At 59.8% G+C, this 19,208-nt stretch carries 21 protein-coding genes; 5 read left to right on the top strand and 16 right to left on the bottom strand.

The genetic code is table 11. The features are described from left to right. Positions 1 to 19 precede the first annotated feature (19 nt). Positions 20 to 574 carry a nucleoside/nucleotide kinase family protein gene (locus CPA42_RS01615; RefSeq protein ID WP_002518705.1) on the top strand — a complete coding sequence of 185 codons (555 nt, stop codon included), beginning with the start codon at positions 20 to 22 and terminating at the stop codon, positions 572 to 574. Between the two features lie 17 nt (positions 575 to 591). Here CPA42_RS01615 and CPA42_RS01610 read toward each other — a convergent pair whose 3' ends face one another. The 6 genes from CPA42_RS01610 to CPA42_RS01585 form a co-directional block, all read right to left on the bottom strand. Then, positions 592 to 1,500 (bottom strand): rhomboid family intramembrane serine protease, encoded by a 909-nt coding sequence (locus CPA42_RS01610; protein WP_002517133.1) that lies wholly within the window; start codon positions 1,498 to 1,500, stop codon positions 592 to 594. After that, entirely contained in the window at positions 1,497 to 2,396 is a 900-nt protein-coding gene (locus CPA42_RS01605; protein WP_002517042.1) for a TIGR01777 family oxidoreductase, read from the bottom strand. Before CPA42_RS01605 ends, CPA42_RS01610 begins: the two co-directional genes overlap by 4 nt. A gap of 67 nt (positions 2,397 to 2,463) precedes the next feature. Then, positions 2,464 to 3,951, bottom strand: coding sequence for a DHA2 family efflux MFS transporter permease subunit (locus CPA42_RS01600; RefSeq protein ID WP_002517139.1), 1,488 nt, complete (start codon positions 3,949 to 3,951; stop codon positions 2,464 to 2,466). A gap of 163 nt (positions 3,952 to 4,114) precedes the next feature. Next, on the bottom strand, positions 4,115 to 4,984 hold the full coding sequence (locus tag CPA42_RS01595) for a 5-oxoprolinase subunit C family protein (RefSeq protein WP_002517224.1): 870 nt from the start codon (positions 4,982 to 4,984) through the stop codon (positions 4,115 to 4,117). Further along, positions 4,981 to 5,601, bottom strand: a complete 621-nt coding sequence (locus CPA42_RS01590; protein WP_002517154.1) for a 5-oxoprolinase subunit B family protein — start codon at positions 5,599 to 5,601, stop codon at positions 4,981 to 4,983. Before CPA42_RS01590 ends, CPA42_RS01595 begins: the two co-directional genes overlap by 4 nt. Further along, positions 5,598 to 6,368: a LamB/YcsF family protein gene (locus CPA42_RS01585; RefSeq protein ID WP_002517206.1), complete on the bottom strand. Its 771-nt coding sequence runs from the start codon at positions 6,366 to 6,368 to the stop codon at positions 5,598 to 5,600. The genes CPA42_RS01590 and CPA42_RS01585 overlap by 4 nt, the downstream gene beginning before the upstream one ends. A gap of 122 nt (positions 6,369 to 6,490) precedes the next feature. Here CPA42_RS01585 and CPA42_RS01580 point away from each other — a divergent pair, with 122 nt between their 5' ends. From CPA42_RS01580 to CPA42_RS01570, 3 genes are read left to right on the top strand one after another with little or no spacing between them, the layout of a single operon-like run. Continuing rightward, the gene (locus CPA42_RS01580) at positions 6,491 to 7,255 is read left to right on the top strand and encodes a DUF969 domain-containing protein (RefSeq protein ID WP_002517113.1); all 765 of its coding nucleotides are present in this window, start codon (positions 6,491 to 6,493) and stop codon (positions 7,253 to 7,255) included. Then, on the top strand, positions 7,252 to 8,238 hold the full coding sequence (locus CPA42_RS01575) for a DUF979 domain-containing protein (protein ID WP_002517209.1): 987 nt from the start codon (positions 7,252 to 7,254) through the stop codon (positions 8,236 to 8,238). Before CPA42_RS01580 ends, CPA42_RS01575 begins: the two co-directional genes overlap by 4 nt. Further along, complete coding sequence (locus tag CPA42_RS01570; RefSeq protein WP_002517104.1) at positions 8,235 to 9,242, top strand: DUF2891 family protein; 1,008 nt, start codon at positions 8,235 to 8,237, stop codon at positions 9,240 to 9,242. The genes CPA42_RS01575 and CPA42_RS01570 overlap by 4 nt, the downstream gene beginning before the upstream one ends. A 52-nt stretch (positions 9,243 to 9,294) precedes the next feature. On the opposite strand, the gene CPA42_RS01565 is transcribed toward CPA42_RS01570, so the two are convergent. Together CPA42_RS01565 and CPA42_RS01555 are read right to left on the bottom strand one after the other, a co-directional pair. Next, positions 9,295 to 11,829 carry an ATP-dependent Clp protease ATP-binding subunit gene (locus CPA42_RS01565; protein ID WP_002517213.1) on the bottom strand — a complete coding sequence of 845 codons (2,535 nt, stop codon included), beginning with the start codon at positions 11,827 to 11,829 and terminating at the stop codon, positions 9,295 to 9,297. A 261-nt stretch (positions 11,830 to 12,090) separates the two neighbouring features. Then, entirely contained in the window at positions 12,091 to 12,408 is a 318-nt protein-coding gene (locus CPA42_RS01555; RefSeq protein WP_002512999.1) for a histone-like nucleoid-structuring protein Lsr2, read from the bottom strand. A 168-nt stretch (positions 12,409 to 12,576) separates the two neighbouring features. Between CPA42_RS01555 and CPA42_RS01550 the strand changes: the two genes are divergently transcribed. Then, on the top strand, positions 12,577 to 13,737 hold the full coding sequence (locus CPA42_RS01550; protein ID WP_002517111.1) for an NADH-quinone oxidoreductase subunit D-related protein: 1,161 nt from the start codon (positions 12,577 to 12,579) through the stop codon (positions 13,735 to 13,737). 76 nt (positions 13,738 to 13,813) lie between these two features. On the opposite strand, the gene CPA42_RS01545 is transcribed toward CPA42_RS01550, so the two are convergent. The 8 genes from CPA42_RS01545 to CPA42_RS01510 form a co-directional block, all read right to left on the bottom strand. Beyond that, positions 13,814 to 14,491, bottom strand: a complete 678-nt coding sequence (locus CPA42_RS01545; RefSeq protein ID WP_002518703.1) for a hypothetical protein — start codon at positions 14,489 to 14,491, stop codon at positions 13,814 to 13,816. 82 nt (positions 14,492 to 14,573) lie between these two features. Continuing rightward, positions 14,574 to 15,110 (bottom strand): DUF3180 domain-containing protein, encoded by a 537-nt coding sequence (locus CPA42_RS01540; RefSeq protein ID WP_002517092.1) that lies wholly within the window; start codon positions 15,108 to 15,110, stop codon positions 14,574 to 14,576. Then, complete coding sequence (folK, locus tag CPA42_RS01535; protein ID WP_002517188.1) at positions 15,107 to 15,664, bottom strand: 2-amino-4-hydroxy-6-hydroxymethyldihydropteridine diphosphokinase; 558 nt, start codon at positions 15,662 to 15,664, stop codon at positions 15,107 to 15,109. The genes CPA42_RS01540 and folK overlap by 4 nt, the downstream gene beginning before the upstream one ends. Continuing rightward, a complete protein-coding gene (gene folB / locus CPA42_RS01530) occupies positions 15,661 to 16,023 on the bottom strand; it encodes a dihydroneopterin aldolase (protein WP_002517487.1) in 363 nt (120 codons plus the stop codon). Before folB ends, folK begins: the two co-directional genes overlap by 4 nt. Positions 16,024 to 16,083: 60 nt before the next feature. Next, positions 16,084 to 16,929 carry a dihydropteroate synthase gene (gene folP / locus CPA42_RS01525; RefSeq protein ID WP_002517047.1) on the bottom strand — a complete coding sequence of 282 codons (846 nt, stop codon included), beginning with the start codon at positions 16,927 to 16,929 and terminating at the stop codon, positions 16,084 to 16,086. A 55-nt stretch (positions 16,930 to 16,984) separates the two neighbouring features. Next, a complete protein-coding gene (locus CPA42_RS01520; RefSeq protein WP_002517130.1) occupies positions 16,985 to 17,401 on the bottom strand; it encodes a hypothetical protein in 417 nt (138 codons plus the stop codon). 169 nt (positions 17,402 to 17,570) lie between these two features. Continuing rightward, on the bottom strand, positions 17,571 to 18,545 hold the full coding sequence (locus CPA42_RS01515) for a hypothetical protein (RefSeq protein ID WP_002517173.1): 975 nt from the start codon (positions 18,543 to 18,545) through the stop codon (positions 17,571 to 17,573). 189 nt (positions 18,546 to 18,734) lie between these two features. Further along, entirely contained in the window at positions 18,735 to 19,187 is a 453-nt protein-coding gene (locus CPA42_RS01510) for a hypothetical protein (RefSeq protein WP_002522336.1), read from the bottom strand. Positions 19,188 to 19,208: the final 21 nt, after the last annotated feature.

Raw genomic sequence — 19,208 nt, 5'->3', positions numbered from 1 at the left:
GGGCTGACCGCCTCCATCGTTGCTTTCCCTGGCCCAAGGCGACGAGACTGGTGAGGTGCTCATTGACGCCAACCGCTTTGACCTTCTGGAAGAACTCATCCTTGCCGAACCTTTACGACACGGGCAGCCGGTTGTCCTCATCGATGGGCGCTCTGGAGCAGGCAAAACTACCTTAGCCAATACCCTCATCTGTCACCATGCCGACTGGCAGCTCGTCCACGCTGACGACCTGTACCCCGGCTGGTCCGGATTGTCAGCAGTGTGGGATCTGCGTGATCTCGTCGCTAGACGCCGGTACCGGCGATGGGACTGGTATCAAAACCGCTTCGACGACGAAGTCATCCTGAATGCGAATCGTCCCCTCGTTATCGAGGGCTGCGGGGTACTGACGCCGACGAATGCACCTTTGGCATCCTTGCGAGTGTGGTGCGAAGTCTCCGCACCGCTCAGGCGCCACCGGGCCCTAGCCCGGGACCCAGAATTTCGCGACCAGTGGGCCATGTGGGCCGTTCAGGAGGGGCTACACATCGCACGTCACCGACCAGCTGATCTCGCCGATCTCACCATTTCCTGACCGCCACCAAACGCGTATCAGATCACCAGATATTTGACCACCAGCGCGGCCACCATGGTAAACAGTAACAAAGCCATTCGAGGCCATGTCCGCGCGGACTTGCCTGCCTGAATACGTTTGGGGTCCTCGAAGAAAATAACCCCGCACATCATTCCGACGAGAAAACCCCCAAGGTGGGCCTGCCATGCGATCCCAGAGATGAAAAGCAACAGGGCGGCGTTAATAGCCAATACGACCCATAATTCCCGCGTCGAGGCCCCGAGGCGTCGCTGCACGATGAGCAGCACACCGAAGAGACCAAAAATCGCACCCGAGGCCCCGACGACACCGTCATCAACGTTCGGCAAGATCGCCCTGCCCCCATCCGCAGTGGCCATCAGGCAGAACAGCGCCCCACCACCCAGGCCAGACATGAGGTAAGCAGCGAGGAACCTGGCGCGTCCGAGGAAGGGCTCTAGAGATCGGCCAAGGGCCCACAACGCGTACATATTGAAGCCAATATGGAAGATACTCAGCGCGTGCCCGAACATCGAAGTGACGAATCGCCACGGCTCGGTGAATCCGACTCGTGGGGCCAACACAACGGCCTCACCCACCTGAGGGCTTAACCACTCCCCCACCCACACCAGGAAACAGATACCAATGAGGGTCCACGTGACGACCGGAACATCACTGTGACGCTTCACTCGGGCAACCGGTCGGGGAGTCGCCTGCTGGTACGACGCCGAGGGAGGCGCCCATGAGGGGTCTACGTCAACCGAGCGGTAAGGCTCAGGCTGAGATGCCGTCGACTCGTCTCGTTGCGCCGGTCTAGCGTGTGAAGCCGCCCCTGACGCATCGCCGTGGTTCTGCTGTGGTTCGTCCTGCCACGATCCCCACTCATCGGGGCGAGAGAAACCGTCGGGACGTTGGTTATTCTGACTCATCGGCGTCCTGCAAGTGCTGAAGTTATTGACTCGGTAATGGAGGTGTCACGAAACTCGAATTCGTGCTCAAGGAGTTTGGCTGGCTTAACCCGCTGCCCCGAACACAGCGCTTCGTCGACGAGTTGAGACCCGAAGATCATCTTTGCTGCCGGAACCGGGAATGGGATTACAGACGGACGGTGCATCGCCTGAGCCAACGCCGTGGTGAACTCGGCATTGGTGCACGGGTTCGGACTCACGAGGTTCACCGGCCCGCTCATAGTGTCGTCAGTCAGAATCTTCATCATTGCCGATACGTGATCGTGCAGGCTAATCCACGACATGTATTGACTTCCGTCGCGGATCTTGCCGCCCAGGCCGAATTGGAAGAACGGTCGCTCCTTGCCCAACATGCCGCCAAAGGAACTCACGACATGACCGGTTCGCAGGGTCGCTACCCGCACCCCGTCAGGGGCAGAGTTTGCGGCTGTCTCCCAGCGTTGGCACACCTCGGCCAGGAATCCCGCACCGGCGGGATCGTTCTCGTCAAGCCATTCATCGCCGTGCGGACCATAGTAACCGACCGCCGAACCATTGAGGAAGATCCTGCAGCGCGGCGAGGATGCTAAGGCGCGGACGACAACGCGTGTCGAGTCGATGCGGGAGGCAAGGATGCGAGTCTTGCGTTCATCAGTCCAGCGTCCATCAGCGATCGGTGCTCCGGCCAAGTTGACCACAGCGTCAACGTCGTCAAGGAAAGGCGGCGCGATGGAGAGGGTGTCAAGATCCCAGCGTCGATCAGAGGGCTGGATGGGTTCATGACGAGTCAACGTGACGACGTCATGGCCTTCTTTGCGCAGACGTTGCACCAGCGCTGTGCCGATAAGACCGGCGAACCCTCCGATGGCAATCCTCATATGGTCATCCTACGGGTCCAGCGAAGGGCGTCCCTGCGCGGTCCACCGGCCTCACAGATGAGTACGCTCAAGAATTGCGCTGGCGCGAACGCTGAAAGTTCGCAAAGAATGCACAGACGATTACGCAGATCGTTCCAGCAGTAATCGTGATAAACATCGACTCACCGAGACCTCGCCCCAGATCGTGGCGAGCCATGATTCGGGCATCCATCATCATCGCGATAAAAGCCGATCCCAGCGCTGACCCGACCTGACGGGTGGCGTTATAAACACCTGAACCGGCTCCAGCGTCGGCCTGACCGAGGTCATCGGTACCAACCAGGGAAATCGGACTCCAGGTAAGAGCCGCACCAACGCCGGTGATGACAGATAGCAGCGGGAACACCCACAGACCGGTGGACGGCACTGTGAACAGCCACCATCCGATGGAGGAAATCACATATAGCGAGACGCCAATCGCAGCCATCCGGCCAGACCGACGGTGCTGGAGGACCCGTCCAACAACCGGAGACAGCACGCCGGAGACGACAGCGGTTGGAATCAACAACAGGGCGGCCACCGTCGGGGACTTGCCAGGCACGTTCTGCAGATAGATGGCCGTCGGCAGAAAGTAGGAAGTTACAAGCATGCCGACGAGGAAAATCGCGATATTGGCGAGAGTGAAATTGCGCTTGGTAAACAGTCGCAGCGGAACCAGTGGTTCAAAGTTGGTCGAACGAGCATGCAAGCGGGATTGCGCCCACTGCGTCTGTGAGACGACGAAGAGCACCATAAAGACCACACCGAGGACGATGAGCAGCGGCACGGAAATGATGCCGGTGATCGTCCCCCAGTTGTACTGTTCTCCCTCCTGAATACCGAAAACCAGCAGGGTCATGCCGATACCCGACAAGACGACGCCACACCAATCGAAGGCATGGCCGTGGGTTTCGAGAGCAGGCACATTACGGATAGCCAGCCACAACCCGATGACGGTAACCGGGACGTTGACGAAGAAGATCCACTCCCAGCCCAGGGTGTCAACAAGGATGCCGCCGAGCACAGGACCGACGAAACTCGCGACACCGGCAGTGGCTCCCCACAGGCCCATGGCAGCACCGCGCTTCTCCGGTGGGAAAAGTCGGGTAATCATCGACAGAGACTGTGGGGTCATAAGGGCAGCTCCGATGCCCTGAACCGCCCGAGCAGCGATGAGGACGCCAATCGTCGGGGACAGACCACATGCCAGTGAAGAAACTCCGAAGACGAGCATGCCGATGATGTACATACGATGCGGTCCCCAGCGATCACCCATACGTCCGGTAATCAGCAGCGGGACGGCATAAGTGAGTAGGTAAGCACTCGTGATCCACACGCCTTGGTTGAGGTTGGCGTTGAGCGCGCGGATGGTCGCCGGCAGAGCGGTCGTGACGATCGACGTATCTACGAGGATCATAAAGAAGCCGATAAGAAGGGCCCACAGGGCGCTCCAGGCCTGCTCCTCAGTGACGACGTGCCCGTCTCTGTCCCGGGCAAGGTGTTCGACATGGGCAACGGACGACTGCTCAGGCGACAAGGGGTCTCCTAGGGAAAGAAGAAGTTAGGCCAAGAGACGATCGTACCTCCCGCAGGTCGACGGGGACACGTACCGCATCGTCACTGAAACCTGCACGATTACGTCATAAACAAGCCTTGGACTAGGCATTATGCTTATAGCTAACACTTCAACGTCATACTCGTCACCAGTCATGAGCGGTCATCGCGAACCTCACGACGACCCCTGCCCGAGCCTGAGCAAGACGGTCAGCATCCTCTGGATCAACAACCCCAATAACTGGATAACCTCCAGTCGTCGGATGGTCCGGCCCAAAGACCAGAGGCACTCCCGAGGTAGGTACCTGGATCGCGCCTCGCATCACCGGCTCACTCGTTAACTCCCCGGTCACCGCTCTTTCCAGGGAAGGTCCTTCCAACCGCGTGCCCACTCGGTCGCTCGCCTGTGCGACTCGCCACGGTGTCTGCTCGAGGGAACGCCGCCCAGCATCGCTAAACCAATCGTCGCGAGGTCCCCATACCCCATGAAGGACGAGTTCCGTTGGTGCCTGCTGAATGTCGACAGGAGTCGTCGAGATGAGACCAGCTGGGCCATCACCGACGCTCACACGGTCGCCTGCCTTCAGCGGGGCCGGGCCCATCCCACGGGTCGGATCAGCCGAGACGCTGGCAAAGGTGGGCGACGCGTTAATTCCTCCGGTCACAGAAAAGTAGCTCCGCAAACCGGTTGCTGGCATGGCGATGCTCACCGTCTGACCATCTGTAACGAGAAATCCCCAGCCGCTAGGGCGCGGCGCTCCATCCAAATCGATCTGGGCATCCGCCCCTGTCACCGCAACGAGGACAGGACCCCCGACACATCTCAGCCGCACCGGTCCGAGCAGAATCTCCAGACACCCCAATCCAGCACCATTACCGACGAGCCGAGCACCGTCCAGATAGGCCCGGCGATCCCATGCTCCGCAGCCACTGATTCCTAGATCCGCCCAGCCTCGACGGCCAGCGTCCTCAATGAGGGTTCTCGGCCCGGCTGTCTCCACTACGAAGTGGGTCATGAGTCCACCACCTCGAATCTGATGACGGCTCCCGGGAGTAGTAGAGCTGGCGGGTCAGCCTTCTCATCCCACAAGATTGCGTCAGTCGTGCCAATAATCTGCCAGCCGCCCGGGGAGGCTTGCGGGTAGACGCCGGTGAATCCATCAGCCAAGGCGATACTGCCCGGCGGAATCCTGGTTCGAGGGCTATCCCGACGCGGGATCCGGTACGGCCAATCAGCTCCGGACATATACCCAAATCCAGGCATGAACCCGGCAAATTCCACCGTCCATTGCTGATCGCTGTGGCGCTTCACCAACTCGTCCGTGGTCATACTGAGCAATTCCGCCACGTCAGATAGGTCCAGCCCGTCATAGCGAACTGGCACCTCGACGATTTCCCGCGCTCCTTGTTCAACCCAGTCCAATCCTGCGGCGATAAACTCCTGGACGTGAGCGACAGCTGCCGGTAACTGATCGGGCGACTCGACGTCGATGAGCACCGTCGTCTGGGCCGGGACGAGATCGACCGTTCCCACCGCCGGATGCTCACTCAAAGTCCGATGCAGGCGACGACGCTGACCGGCATCATCCAATTCGACGAGCACTGCCGTCCGTCCAGCCGGCAACAACCTCATGCGGCAGCCCGCAGTTCGATCCCGGTGGAGGCAAGGCGATCACGCACTGCCGTAGCCATCGCAACAGCTCCCGGGGTGTCACCATGAACACACACCGAATCTGCCTTAATCGGTACCTTGGTGCCGTCGATAGCCGTTACCGATCCCTGAGTCACCAGCGTCACAACGCGCTCAGCGACCTCGCCCGGATCATGCAACACTGACCCCTCCTGGCGACGTGATACCAAGGTGCCATCGGGGTTGTAAGCCCGATCGGCGAACGCCTCACTCAGAGTACGGACGCCCTGCTGCTCAGCGAGGTCAAGGACAAGAGCTCCCGGCAAGCCTAAAATGGCCATATCGGCACCCGTGGCGGAGTTGACAGCGTCAATCGCCTCGACGACTGCCTTGGCCTGAGCCTGGTGGTGAACGATCGTGTTGTACAGGGCGCCGTGAGGCTTGACGTAGCGCACCGAGGCGCCATGGACTGCAGCAATTCCACGCAGTGCCGACAACTGGTAAATGACCTCATCGCGCAACCGTCCAGGGTCAACGTCGATGAAGTTGCGACCAAACCCGGCGAGGTCCCGGTAAGACACGTGGGCGCCGATGCACACCCCGTGTTCCGCAGCAGCCTTACAAGTCTGGCCCATGACGACGGCGTCACCAGCATGGAATCCGCAGGCCACATTTGCGGAGGTGACAATTCCCAGCAGGGACTCATCGTCACCTGTCTTCCACGATCCGAAAGATTCCCCCATGTCCGCGTTGAGATCAACAGTTGCCATGACATAAGGGTGGCGCCGAGATCCCTCCCGGTCAACACGTTTTCTGGGTAGAGACACCTTCAGGCGGTCCGATCGCTTCTAAAGTGACGCCACAACACCCCAGAACACGAGAGGAGCGCACCATGTGGGTTTTACTCGCCGTGGCGATCGTCGTCATCGGCTTTGCCTTGCGGCTCAATGCCATGCTCGTGGTAGCCGTCGCAGGAATCGCTGCCGGCCTCATCGCCGGAATGTCACCGGTCAAGCTCATCGAGACCTTCGGAACTGGATTCGCCAGTTCGCGTTCCGTGACGGTCTTCATCGTCGTGTTACCCGTTATCGGGTTGCTCGAACGCCACGGTCTCATGCAGCAGGCCGGCCGCTTGATGTCGAAGATGAAGTCCATGACGGCCGGAAAACTCCTTGCCGTCTACCTTGCTGTGCGTCAGATCACCGCAGCTGTAGGGCTGTCGTCCATTGGTGGGCCAGCCCAGGCGGTGCGTCCCCTCGTCGTACCGATGGCTGAGGCTGCGGCTCGACGCACCCACCCGCGATACACCCGCAAGATGCGCGAGAAACTGCGCTCCTACGCGTCCTCAGCAGACACCATCGGACTGTTCTTCGGCGAGGACGTGTTCATTGCCATCGGGTCGATTCTGCTCATCACTGGATTCGTTGATGCCACCTACAACCTCAAACTCGAGGCTCTCCAAATCGCTTTGTGGGCCATTCCGACGGCCATTTGTGCCTTCCTCATCCATGCACCCCGACTGTGGTTGTTGGACCGCAAACTCGCCAAGATGGCTGCCGAGGGAGGCGACAACGTCGACATCGATGAGGTCCCTGAGCCTGGCCACACCGTCAGCCTGCCCTCCGGAGGCAACCCGGAGCAGGGGGTCCACGAATGATTAAGGTGGAATGGTTCTACTGGTTGTGTGGATTCCTTTTCCTCGTCACCGCGCTCGTCCGGCTGCGGGACCGCGAGGACAACAAGCGCTTCGGGTCGGCCGCTTTTTGGGCAATCTTGGCCTTCTCATTTGGCTACGGCAGCTTTGTCATCAACAAGACTGCACCTGCTCTCGTCGAGGGTATTGCGGTGCTCCTCCTGGTTGTGCTGGCCGCTTGTCGCTTTCCGGGTCGCGGCTCTACCGAGACGACCACCGAGGCCGAGCGAGAAAAGTCAGCAAAGAAATTCGGCAACAAACTCTTCATGCTTGCCCTCATCATCCCGTTCGTGGCTGCCATTTTCGCAGTGGCTGGGATGCGCAACGTGTCGTTTGACGGGTCGCCGCTACTAGAAACCGGCATGGCAACGATCATTGGTCTAGGAGCGGCGTCCGTTATTGCCCTTGTCACAGCCATGATTATGTTCAAGGTGCGTTCACCAGTGGTGGCTTTCAAAGAGGGAGACCGATTGCTCGGTCATATCGGATGGGCAGCTATCTTGCCGCAGTTCCTGGCGACCCTTGGCACCTTATTCAACAACGCCGGTGTCGGCGATGCGGTGGGGCGTATCACCTCGTGGATCCTTCCTTCAGAAAGTCTCTTCGCAGCGGTGTGCGTCTACTGCCTTGGGATGGCCTTGTTCACCCTCATTATGGGTAACGCTTTCGCGGCTTTCCCAGTGATGACTGCTGCCGTCGGTTGGCCGCTGCTCATCCAACACTTCCACGGCAATATGGCCGCCGTCTTCGCCATGGGTATGCTGGCGGGGTTCTGCGGCACCCTGTGCACGCCGATGGCTGCGAACTTCAATCTTGTTCCGGCCGCTCTACTTGAGCTCGACGATAGCTATGGTCCGATTAAGGCGCAGATACCCACTGCAGTTCCGCTACTGGTCTGCACCATCCTCATTATGTACCTGTGCTGCTTCCCAGGAGGTTTGCTATGACTCTCGACGATGACGCCCCAATCTGGGCGAAAACCATCATTGACGGACTCAATCGTCCCTTCCCGTGGGGGTCAGCCCACCAATCCTCGGGACCAGACGATGTCGACGTCACTCCATGGCGCCTCCACCCGGCCTTCCACGGTTGCTTGGACTGGCACTCGTCGGTCCACATGCAGTGGTCGGCGGTCACCCTGCTCCGTTGCGCGAATCAGGTGATCGACCACACAACAATCGACGCCTTGAACGGCGTTCTCAATGACCGTCTGACCGACGAGAACGCTCGCGTGGAGGCCGAGTATCTGCGTATTCATCGCGGGTACGAGCGTCCCTACGGCTGGGGATGGGCAACCCTGCTCGCTGCCCAGTGTGCTCCCCTCACGGGCACGACGTGGGCGTCGGCCACCCGCATTATCAGCCTTCAAGTTTTCGAGAATCTGCTCGCGTGGCTGCCGACCCTCACCTTCCCGGTACGCACTGGCACCCACGACAACACCGCCTTCGGCATCGGTCTGTGTCTGGACGCTGCCCGGTCGCTGCAACGCCCTGAGGTCATCGAAGCCATTGTGGAACACTCTCATCGCTTGTTCGACGCCGACGTTCACTACCCGTCTTCGTGGGAGCCGAGTGGCAATGACTTTTTGTCGGCGGCGTTGAGCGAGGCCCACCTCATGGCTCGGGTGTATGACGTCGAGGGTCGAACCAATGAGTTCGGGACGTGGCTACACACATTCCTGCCGCGTCTGGGACAGTCTGACGATAATCTCCTGAACGTGCCCAGGGTGACAGACGGCACGGACGGCAAGCTTGCTCACCTATATGGGCTGAGCTTGTCACGAGCCTGGCAGCTGCGCGCACTGGCCACGTGGCTTGCCGAAGGCTCCCGCCATCGTATCGAGAAAGCCACTGCCCGCCAGATCAACGAAGTCTCCCACCAAATCACCCATGGCGATTTCATGGCTACTCACTGGTTGGTGTCCTTCGCCCTGCAGGCGGTGCTGGTGTGAGGAACGGGCCCGGCGCATAATGCACCGGGCCACGGCCATCGTTATCAGGGAATCAGCCCTGCTGCCCCCTGTTATTTTCCCCTGCCGAAGAGGTGAGCTCAGGAGGAACCTCGTCAGGCAGCTCTGAGCGCTCCGTGCCGGTGAAGACGAACGGCTCCTCGGAACCCTCCGGAGCAGCATCGACCACCACGATCTGACCAGGTTTGACCTCCCCGAAGAGGATCTTCTCGGCTAGGACGTCCTCGATGTCGCGCTGGATCGTCCGGCGCAGCGGACGAGCACCGAGCAGCGGGTCGAAACCACGCGTGGACAGCAGTTCCTTGGCAGCCGGAGTGACCTCGATACCCATGTCCTTGTCGGCCAGACGATCCTCCAGTTGCCCCACCATGAGGTCGACAATCCGTAGGATGTCGGGCTGGGTGAGCTGATGGAAGACGATGATCTCGTCAAGGCGGTTGAGGAACTCGGGACGGAAGTGTCCCTTGAGCTCCTCGGTAACCTTGGCCTTCATCTTCTCGTAGCTAGACTCGACGTCGTCGGCCTTGGAAAAGCCGAGATTGACTGATTTGGAAATGTCGCGGGTGCCAAGGTTGGTCGTCAGCACAATGACGGTGTTCTTAAAGTCCACTACACGGCCCTGGGCGTCAGTAAGACGTCCCTCGTCAAGAATCTGCAACAGAGAGTTGAAGATATCGGGGTGGGCCTTTTCAATCTCGTCAAAGAGAATGACGCTGAACGGCTTGCGGCGCACCTTCTCGGTGAGCTGGCCGCCCTCCTCGTACCCGACGAATCCAGGCGGGGACCCAAACATCCGCGAAGCGGTGTGTTTCTCGGAGTACTCGCTCATGTCGAGGGTGATGAGGGCGTCCTCGTCGCCAAAGAGGAACTCGGTGAGCGCCTTGGTGAGCTCGGTCTTACCAACACCCGACGGGCCAGCAAAAATGAACGAACCTGCCGGACGCTTCGGGTCCTTGAGGCCGGCACGGGTACGTCGGATAGAGCGGCACAGGGCCTTAACGGCGTCCTCCTGGCCGACGTAACGCTTGCCGATCTCGTCCTCCATGTGGAGCAGACGCTGGGATTCCTCCTCCGTGAGCTTGAAGACCGGAATTCCGGTAGCTCCAGAGAGCACCTCGGCGATCTCATCAGGGCCGACCACGGCTGGCACCGACTCGTCACCCTGCTTCCACTCCTCCTCCTTGGCCTCACGCTCGGCGAGAAGTTTCTTTTCGTCGTCGCGCAGCCCAGCAGCACGCTCGAAATCCTGGGCGTCGATGGCGGCCTCTTTCTCCACTCGCACACGAGCAATCCGCTCGTCGAACTCGCGCAGATCCGGCGGGGCCGTCATGCGGCGGATGTTCATCCGGGCACCGGCCTCGTCAATGAGATCGATGGCCTTGTCTGGCAGGAAGCGGTCTTGGATGTAACGGGACGCAAGATTCGCTGCGGAGGTGATTGCCTCGTCGGTGATGGTGATCTTGTGGTGGGCCTCGTACCGGTCGCGCAGACCCTTAAGGATCTCGATGGCCAGGGGGATCGAGGGCTCGTCTACCTGGATCGGCTGGAAGCGACGCTCCAGGGCGGCGTCCTTCTCGATGTACTTACGGTACTCATCAAGGGTCGTCGCACCGATAGTCTGCAGCTCGCCGCGAGCCAGCATCGGCTTGAGCATGCTGGCAGCGTCGATTGCCCCTTCAGCGGCACCGGCGCCGACAAGGGTGTGGATCTCGTCGATGAACAGGATGATGTCCCCGCGATTTTTTATCTCCTTGAGGACCTTCTTCATCCTCTCCTCGAAATCACCGCGGTAACGCGATCCCGCAACCATGGAGCCAAGGTCCAGGGAGTAAATCTTCTTGTCACGCAGAGTCTCGGGAACGTCTCCACGCACGATGGCCTGAGCCAGGCCCTCGACACAAGCAGACTTACCGACGCCAGGCTCACCAATAAGAACCGGGTTATTCTTGGTGCGCCGGCTCAGCACCACCATGACTCGTTCGATTTCCCTCTCACGCCCGATAACCGGGTCGAGCTCGCCGTCGCGGGCGGCCTCGGTAAGGTTGCGACCGAATTGGTCAAGAATCGTCGCCGAGGACTGCTGCGGTCCGGCCTCGGGGGCACCGGAAGTGGCGGCCTGACGCTCGTCGCCCTGATATCCCTGCAACAGTTGCAAGACGCTATTGCGCACCGTGTTGAGGTCAGCACCCAGCCGGATCAGTACCTGAGCAGCGACGCCTTCTCCCTCCCGGATAAGGCCAAGCAGAATGTGCTCGGTGCCAATGTACGAATGATTCATCTGGAGGGCTTCGCGCAGGCTCAGCTCAAGAACCTTCTTGGCACGCGGGGTAAAGGGAATATGGCCCGTCGGCGTCGAAGTGCCGTGACCAATAATCTCCTCCACCTGGGCGCGAACAGCCTCCAGTGAAATGTCAAGGGACTCGAGAGCCTTGGCAGCGACTCCCTCGCCCTCGCTAATGAGCCCGAGCAGCAGGTGCTCAGTGCCAATGTAATTGTGGTTCAGGGCCTTGGCCTCATCCTGGGCCAGGACGACGACCCGGCGGGCCCGATCGGTGAACCGTTCGAACATGAACTCTCCTTGTATGTGGGGCAGACCAATCCCCGGAAATACCGGATGACCGATCTACCCGCGGTCGCGTGAAACTTTCATGCAACCAACCGACGGCACTGGACCGTCAGCCTGTGTGCTCAGTCTAATAACCGCTGCCGACAGATCTGCGAAACCTGTTTACGCCGCTGGCACAACCCAAGTAGAACAGCGCGACGCCGGAGCTATCCCGCTCCGGCGTCGCAACCGACTCGCCTTGTCAGACGGTCACATAAACTGGAATCAGTGAGTGCGCTGGTAGGCCTCACGGATCTCATTAGAGACGCGGCCACGCTCCGAGACCTCGTAGCCTTGGCTCTTGGCCCACTGACGAACCTCGTTAGCGGTCGGGCCCCCGGTTGGGCGACGACCACGAGTACGGCGGCCACCAGTGCGACGAGCATGATCAACCCACAAGGACAGAGCATCGCGCAGTTTGGAGGCGTTCTCGGCGGACAGGTCAATCACATAGTTGACACCATCAAGAGCGAAATTGACGGATTCCTCAGCTGGGCTTCCGTCCACATCATCGACAAGATCAACACGCACACGCTGTGCCATGGCATTCCTTTCAGACTTGCGCCGTAGATACAACTTCGGCCTTTACACTACAGCTTATATTCATGACCACGAAAATCACAAGGCGGATCCAGTTTTTTGTTGACGAATCGTTGTCGTGAAGATGCATCTAGGCGTGCAATGCGGCATCCTCAACGTGTGTTCAGTTCCATGCGAAAGATCATGTTCGTCATCGGATCGATGCCGTTAACGCATCCTAGTCAATCCGCCGATGGTGACCCCGGCAAAAAATACGAGGTGACTCGGCTAGATCTCGGGCACCTTCACCCCACTCGGTCGGGACTCGTCACTATCGCCACAACTGTCGATGACGACGTCATCATCTCTTCCCAGGTAAATGTCGGCACCCTTCACCGCGGTGATGAAAAACTTTTCGAAGTTCGCGATTACCGCCAGATTCCGATGCTTGCATCACGTCATGACTGGACAGCTCCATTCATCGGTGAGACCGGCGCAGCCCATGCTATCGAGGACGCGATGGGCATTACCATCCCAACTCGCGTGGCATGGATACGAACCCTGCTCGCTGAGTTCAGCAGAATCACCTCACACTTCACATTTTTGTCATGGGTAGGCCATCACTGTGATGATGCTGGCCTTGAAAATGCGATCGCTACAGCAATTGAAAACGCCCGAAGGATCTGGCAGAGGTGCTCTGGAAATCGAATCCATCCTATGATCACCCGTATCGGGGGACTTCGGATCCATCCAGAGAGTGAATGGCAGCCCGCATTGGGTGAGTGGCTTGACGACGCTAATGCGCTTGTGACGCGACTGCGTACCGCTCTCGACGCCACCGTCGGCGTGCGCGGCGTGGCCGTCATACCCACGAATATGATCGATCGCTATGGTTTATCAGGGCCCGTCTCCCGGGCTAGCGGGGTCGACCTAGATACTCGACGGCGCACCGCGGTATACGACGAGCTGAAGTGGCCTGAGGTCGTCATAGAGCCCCGTGGTGACGCCTACTCACGACTGGCAACGTTATGTAACGATGCGGCGGTGTCGTCGAGCCTATGCCGTCAGATCCTCGACCGGCTGCCGAGCTTGGACGGGCCTCTGGAGACTCGTCTACCAACCGCCATCAAGGCCCCTCGGGGACGCACCTGGACGACTATAGAGGCCCCCTGGGGACGTGCCGGATACCTGCTAGAGTCCCGCGGCAGCACGACACCGTGGCGGATGGCCTTGCGCACCCCGACCTTCGCCAACGTTCAAGTCTTGGAGGCGGTGCTTCCCGGCACTCGAGTTGACGACGTTGAGGCCACCATTGCCTCCTTGGGATGGACGCTAGGAGACCTCGATAAGTGAGCTGGTATCGGGGTGACGCAACAACGCGGGGCCCAGCCGGAAGCTAGACCCCGCGTCACATTTGGCAAGCTAAGCGTCAGGCCTGGCGACGAGTCTCGCGAGTCCCCTCAGATAAGCGCGGGAAAGCGACTCGGGACAGATCAGCGATAGTCGCGTCGTTACCGCGCTCCCAGATCTCCTCGGCGGTGGGGACACCTGCATCAGTGACGGTACGCAGGGTGGTCAGGCGCCCGGACCGACCGTCAGCCAGCAGAGCATCAAGCTCTGTCTCCAGCTCGATAATACGCATCTCAAGGGAAGCAACCTTCTTGTTGCCAGCGGTGACCTTGTACTGCAGAGCCGCCTTGTCGCCGCGTAGGGTCGACAGCTCGCTCTCTGCACGATCGAGCTTGGCACGGGTATCAGCAAGGGTTTTCGAGATAGAGCCAACCCGACGCGAGAAGGTGTCAATCATCTCCATGGACTCGGCATGATGACGCTTCTCCTGCTCCGAGGCGGCGTGACGAAGCTCCTTGAGGGTGTCGAAATGCATCCGGCGAATGGCATCAACTTGGCGCCACGCCATAAAGACAGAAATCCAAGCCCCCACGAGGGCAACGAGCACACCAGCCCGGACCGCCCAAATAGAGGGAACTACCCCACACACAGCGGCAACAATCGTTGCCACAATGAGAAGGGCGAGCACACCTCTGCGCTCGCCAGTGTCCTTTTCAACCCGTTTGGGATCATGCTCACCGCTCACGGGCATCATCATATCGTGCGAGGAGGCCACAAGTACAGCCCGTTTAGCCTCTGGTCAAGCACTGGATCCCGGCGAGTCGTGATCTTGTCCGCCGTCACCCCTTGGGATGCTTTTCAGAATCATCAGGCCCTTTAGGAACCTTACAGGCGTTTTCCAGGAACCATCCAGCCCAAGCCATGGCGGCGCAGGTGATGGCCGTCACTCCTCCGACGATGGCGCGCTGGCGCGGATAGGGAATGTTGAGATGCCACACGAAGGTCAGCACGTACACGATACAAGCGCCGACAAGCGCAGCGCCAGATAGGGCGATCGCTTTACCCAATGCCAGCGAGACGAGCCCTTGGTTCGCCTCGACCTCACGTTGTGGATCAACAACCTTGGTACGGAAAGCCCGCGCGTACCCCCAGGTTGCGATGGCGGCAACAAGGATGACCACCGGCAAAGACCACGGCAAGATCGGCACGGTAACGTCATTGATCTTATAAATACTCAGCGCAAACCATCCCAGGGCGGCCCCGCACAGGGCCGCCACGATGATGACCTTCCAATCGGTCGGAGCGATGTTGCCTTGAGGGTTACCGCCGCCAGGTCGCCGGTCGTCATCCCACTCGGGTGGCAAGCTCCGTGTCATACATCCTCCTCGTCGTGCCTCTCGTCCCATTCTCCTGCAACGGTGACCCCAGCTACGTCAATCTGACGCGAATAAGGCTTAACGGCGTCAGCCAGCTCGTCAGCATCGAAGGAGGCGACCAGATCGGCGATCCGACCGTACCCGGGCAATTCAGCCTCAGGGTCGGCGTCGCGCCACGGCACCAGAACGAAGGCGCGCTTATGTGCACGGGGGTGTGGAAGGGTCAACTCGTCGGTGGTGACGGTCTCGTCGCCAACGCGAATGAGATCAACGTCGAGGGTGCGAGGACCATTCGGGATGGTGTGATCGCGCCCGTGGGCTGCCTCGATGACATGGGCGCGCTCCAACAGGACTGACGGAGGAAGGTCGCTAGTCGCAACGACGATGAGGTTGAGGAAGTCATCCTGCTCCACTCCCCCGATCGGAGCGGTGACATAGACGGGCGAAACGACGACGTCGTGAATACCGGGAGTTTCGGCGATCAGGCGGACGGCGTCTCGCAGATGGGCAAAAGGGTCTCCCATATTGGAACCCAGGCTGAATACGGTTTTCACTCGGCATCCTTTCGGTACGTGACGGCTACGTCGTCGAGGGCAACCCCTACGGGGGCATGTGGCTTGTGAACGGTTACCTGGACAGAATGGACACGCGGACTGATCGCAAGAACGGTGTCAGCAATCTTGCCAGCCAGGGTTTCGATGAGACTCACCGGCTCTCTGGTGAGAATGTTGAGCACCCGCTGTGCGACCGTCGCATAGTTGACGGCCTGGGTGAGGTCGTCAGAGACGGTATCCATGTCGACGTCAAGGCTCACGTCGACGCTGAAAGGCTGACCGAGTTCACGCTCGCTGGCAAGCACGCCGTGGTTCGCGTGGGCACGGATGCCCGTCAGGGTGATCTGTCCGTAGGTCATGGCGGAAGGTTACCTGTTCGCCACAATCGGACTTTACCGACAAGTGCGCAGATTACCGCGTCAGGCGAGAAGGCGGGCAACGGTCTCCACGGCGTCGCGGTTGGCCCGAACTTCGTGGGTGCGCACACACCAGGCGTGATGAAGGGCGAAATAAGTCGACAGGGCCATGGTGCTCGCATCGCGTTCGAGGGCCGGACGGTCCTCCCCGTTCTGGGCGAGAAGTTCACCAAGGAAGCGCTTGCGACTAACTCCCCACAGGACACGAAGGTCGGCAAATCCTTCTTGGAAGGCGTCAACGGCGTTCATGAGCTGCCAGTTGTGCTCGGAAGTCTTGGAGAAACCAATGCCCGGGTCGACGATGATGCGCCTACGGTCGATTCCAGCGGCAATAGCTGCGTCGACCTGCTGGGAGGTCTCAGAAATGACGTCGGCTACCACGTCGTCATAGTCGACAAGGTTCTGCATAGTGGCGGATTGACCGCGCCAGTGCATGAGAACGTAATCGACGCCAGCGTCGGCAACGACATCAAGGATTTCCGGTTCAGCCTTGCCCCCAGAGACGTCGTTGACGATGGTGGCTCCTGCCTCGACAACAGCCTTGGCCACTGAGGCGCGCATAGTGTCGACGGAGACGGCTACCCCGTCGGCCACCAAAGCTTTGACGACGGGCAGGACGCGGCGCAATTCTTCGTGCTCGGGGGTGCGTTCGGTGCCCGGACGGGTCGATTCACCACCGACGTCGATGATGTCAGCTCCTTCGACAACGAGGTCGCGAGCGTGGCGGATGGCCACCTCAGGATCGGCCCACATGCCTCCGTCAGAGAACGAGTTAGGAGTGACGTTGACGACCCCCATGACGAGGGTGCGGGCGGGATGCGAGTTGGTAGCCGAGCCGACATTGATCATGCAGTGGAGTCTAGGACTGCCTCGCAGGCACTCATCGAGGTCTGCGGGGAGTCACTTACTTGCACCCCTCACTAATCTTGGGGACACGTTTGCCGTTCTCCAAGAGATAACCCATCTGACCGGTGGACGAGCTGGATTCCCTAGCATCTTTTTCTCCGACCTTCGCGACCAAAATGTCATATGAATCGTCCTTCAAATCGGAAGTCTCACTGCTCGTCTGCGTGTCGATCTGGGTGTCCTCAGACTGGTAAAGAAACTTAGCGAAGTCGTTAGTGGCGTCAGCGTCCAGCGGGTTCATAAACCGCGCCTTGACCAGCAGTGGCACTGCGTTGGAGGGGCCGACATCGTTATCCCCGAGCCACTTTTCGACCTGACTCCGGTTCTGGTCGTTGACGGCTACCCGGATGGTGGTCGTCTCACGACTCTTGTGGTCACCGTCGGACTCCTCCTCGCGACCCGGCTTCTTAGACAAAGTACTCCCCTTGCCCTGCTTGCCGTGGCGGCCCTCGTTGTTACCGGCATCGCGAGTCTTATTGGGCTCAGGCTTCCACCTAACTGGACCAGGAACAGGCCTCGGCTTACCCGGACCAGAAACAAGCCTCGGCTTACCCGGACCAGGAACAAGCCTCGGCTTACCCAGCTCAAATTTTGAAGTCACCATCCACGCCGAAATCGGCGCCTTCGGCACCGCTCTTGGTGATGACAAGCTCTGTAATCTTCCCAGAATTGTCTTTGGTTACCGACACCGAGGTATCGTCATCAAGCCCGGCATGACCGCCGACAGTTGGTGTTTTGACGCCGTGGTTACCCATCGTCGCGCCCGCGTTCGCATGGGCATCACCATTAGCCGATCCCAAAGCTTCAACCGTGTGCGTTACCGCACCGGTCTTCGAATCACGCTTAGTTATGTACTGAACAATGCCGTTAACACTGCCGCTGGCACCAGCATCGGCTGAACCGTGACCACCGACTTTAGCCTTAACCTTGAGAGTCGCCTTACCTTTGACATCGACTTCTACTGTCCTCGAAGTCGAAGAAAGCCGGGAGTTGGGGACATCGGGGGCACTGCCAAGATGCATGACCGCCAGCGCACGTTCTCGAGCGTACTTGTTCAAGCTGTCCCGATCTGCGCGAGCAGCGGCGACGCTGTCGTAATGGACAGTCTCACCCTTCGTGTACTTTGCCGACCCGGTGATGGACGCGTCGAGGCTGGCGGGGCCTTTACTCCAGCCAGGCGCTGCGGCGCCGGCACTTGCCCCGACGTTATAGAACAATTCAACGTCAGCTTTACCATCGCTGTACTCAACCAAATGGTAGCCGTATCCACCTTCCCCACCGATCGTGACCCAGGTGATCTTTCCCTCGGCATAGATTGACGTGGCATTCTCGTCGGAGTGAATCAAGCAGCGCTTAGGCAGCTGCTGGGCCGGCGGCTTCGCCTGGCTCGCCGGAGCACACGAACCCTTCCCGAAGATAACCGCCAAGGCCTGGCACACCTTCTGCTGCACCCATTCCGGCTTGACGCCGACCGCCACCGCACTGGTGAACATAGCCGCAATAAGGAGAATTGCGATGTATTCCGGCGCGGCGGCACCCCGATCGTCCCTTGTCCGCATGGGTCTCCCCTCCACTACCTACCCAATACAGGGGAGAGCATAAAAAGAAACCCATAGCCGCACCTGAGCCCATGGCCCCAAACCGGGGCCCAAGCCGGGCCCAAACCATGGGATCAACCGGATGTCCGTACATCACGCGTCGGAACCGAACCGCTCCTCCACCGCGCTAGACAGCTGCCTAGTCCCGGTTCACAAGCTGCGATGGTCTGCCACGAGTCGCGCGCACAACCGCCACACATACCCCGTACCGACCGCGGTACAAGCCGCCACCGGAAGAATCGGAGCAAGCGTTTCTACAACCACGGGATCCACCGGGCTCAGACCCGCACGCACCCACGCGTACACGGCCATCCCCACCACACACAGCAGGACCAATCCGCATGACCACCACACCGTCGCCAACGCCCGGCGCGATGCCCATACATGCGAAAGCACCAACGCACCCAGGCACCCCAGAAGCGCTGCCCCTAGCCGCGTGTCATAGACGAGAGCACACGACCACACGACGACAACATCGGCGATGCCTGCTGCAACGATGGTGAGCAACACCCCCAAAACAACGTTAAACGTCCGAGACCGTCGCTTCGGTGCCGGCGACGTCAAAGTAGGGTCCGCCCATGCCGACCGAGTATCTTGCCTCATATCTCTACCACCTCAAGCAGG

Origin of the sequence: Cutibacterium acnes (assembly GCF_003030305.1) — a bacterium.
Taxonomy (GTDB): Bacteria; Actinomycetota; Actinomycetes; order Propionibacteriales; family Propionibacteriaceae; genus Cutibacterium; species Cutibacterium acnes.
Note: the sequence above shows the minus strand (reverse complement) of the source record. Positions and strands in the feature narration are given on the sequence as shown.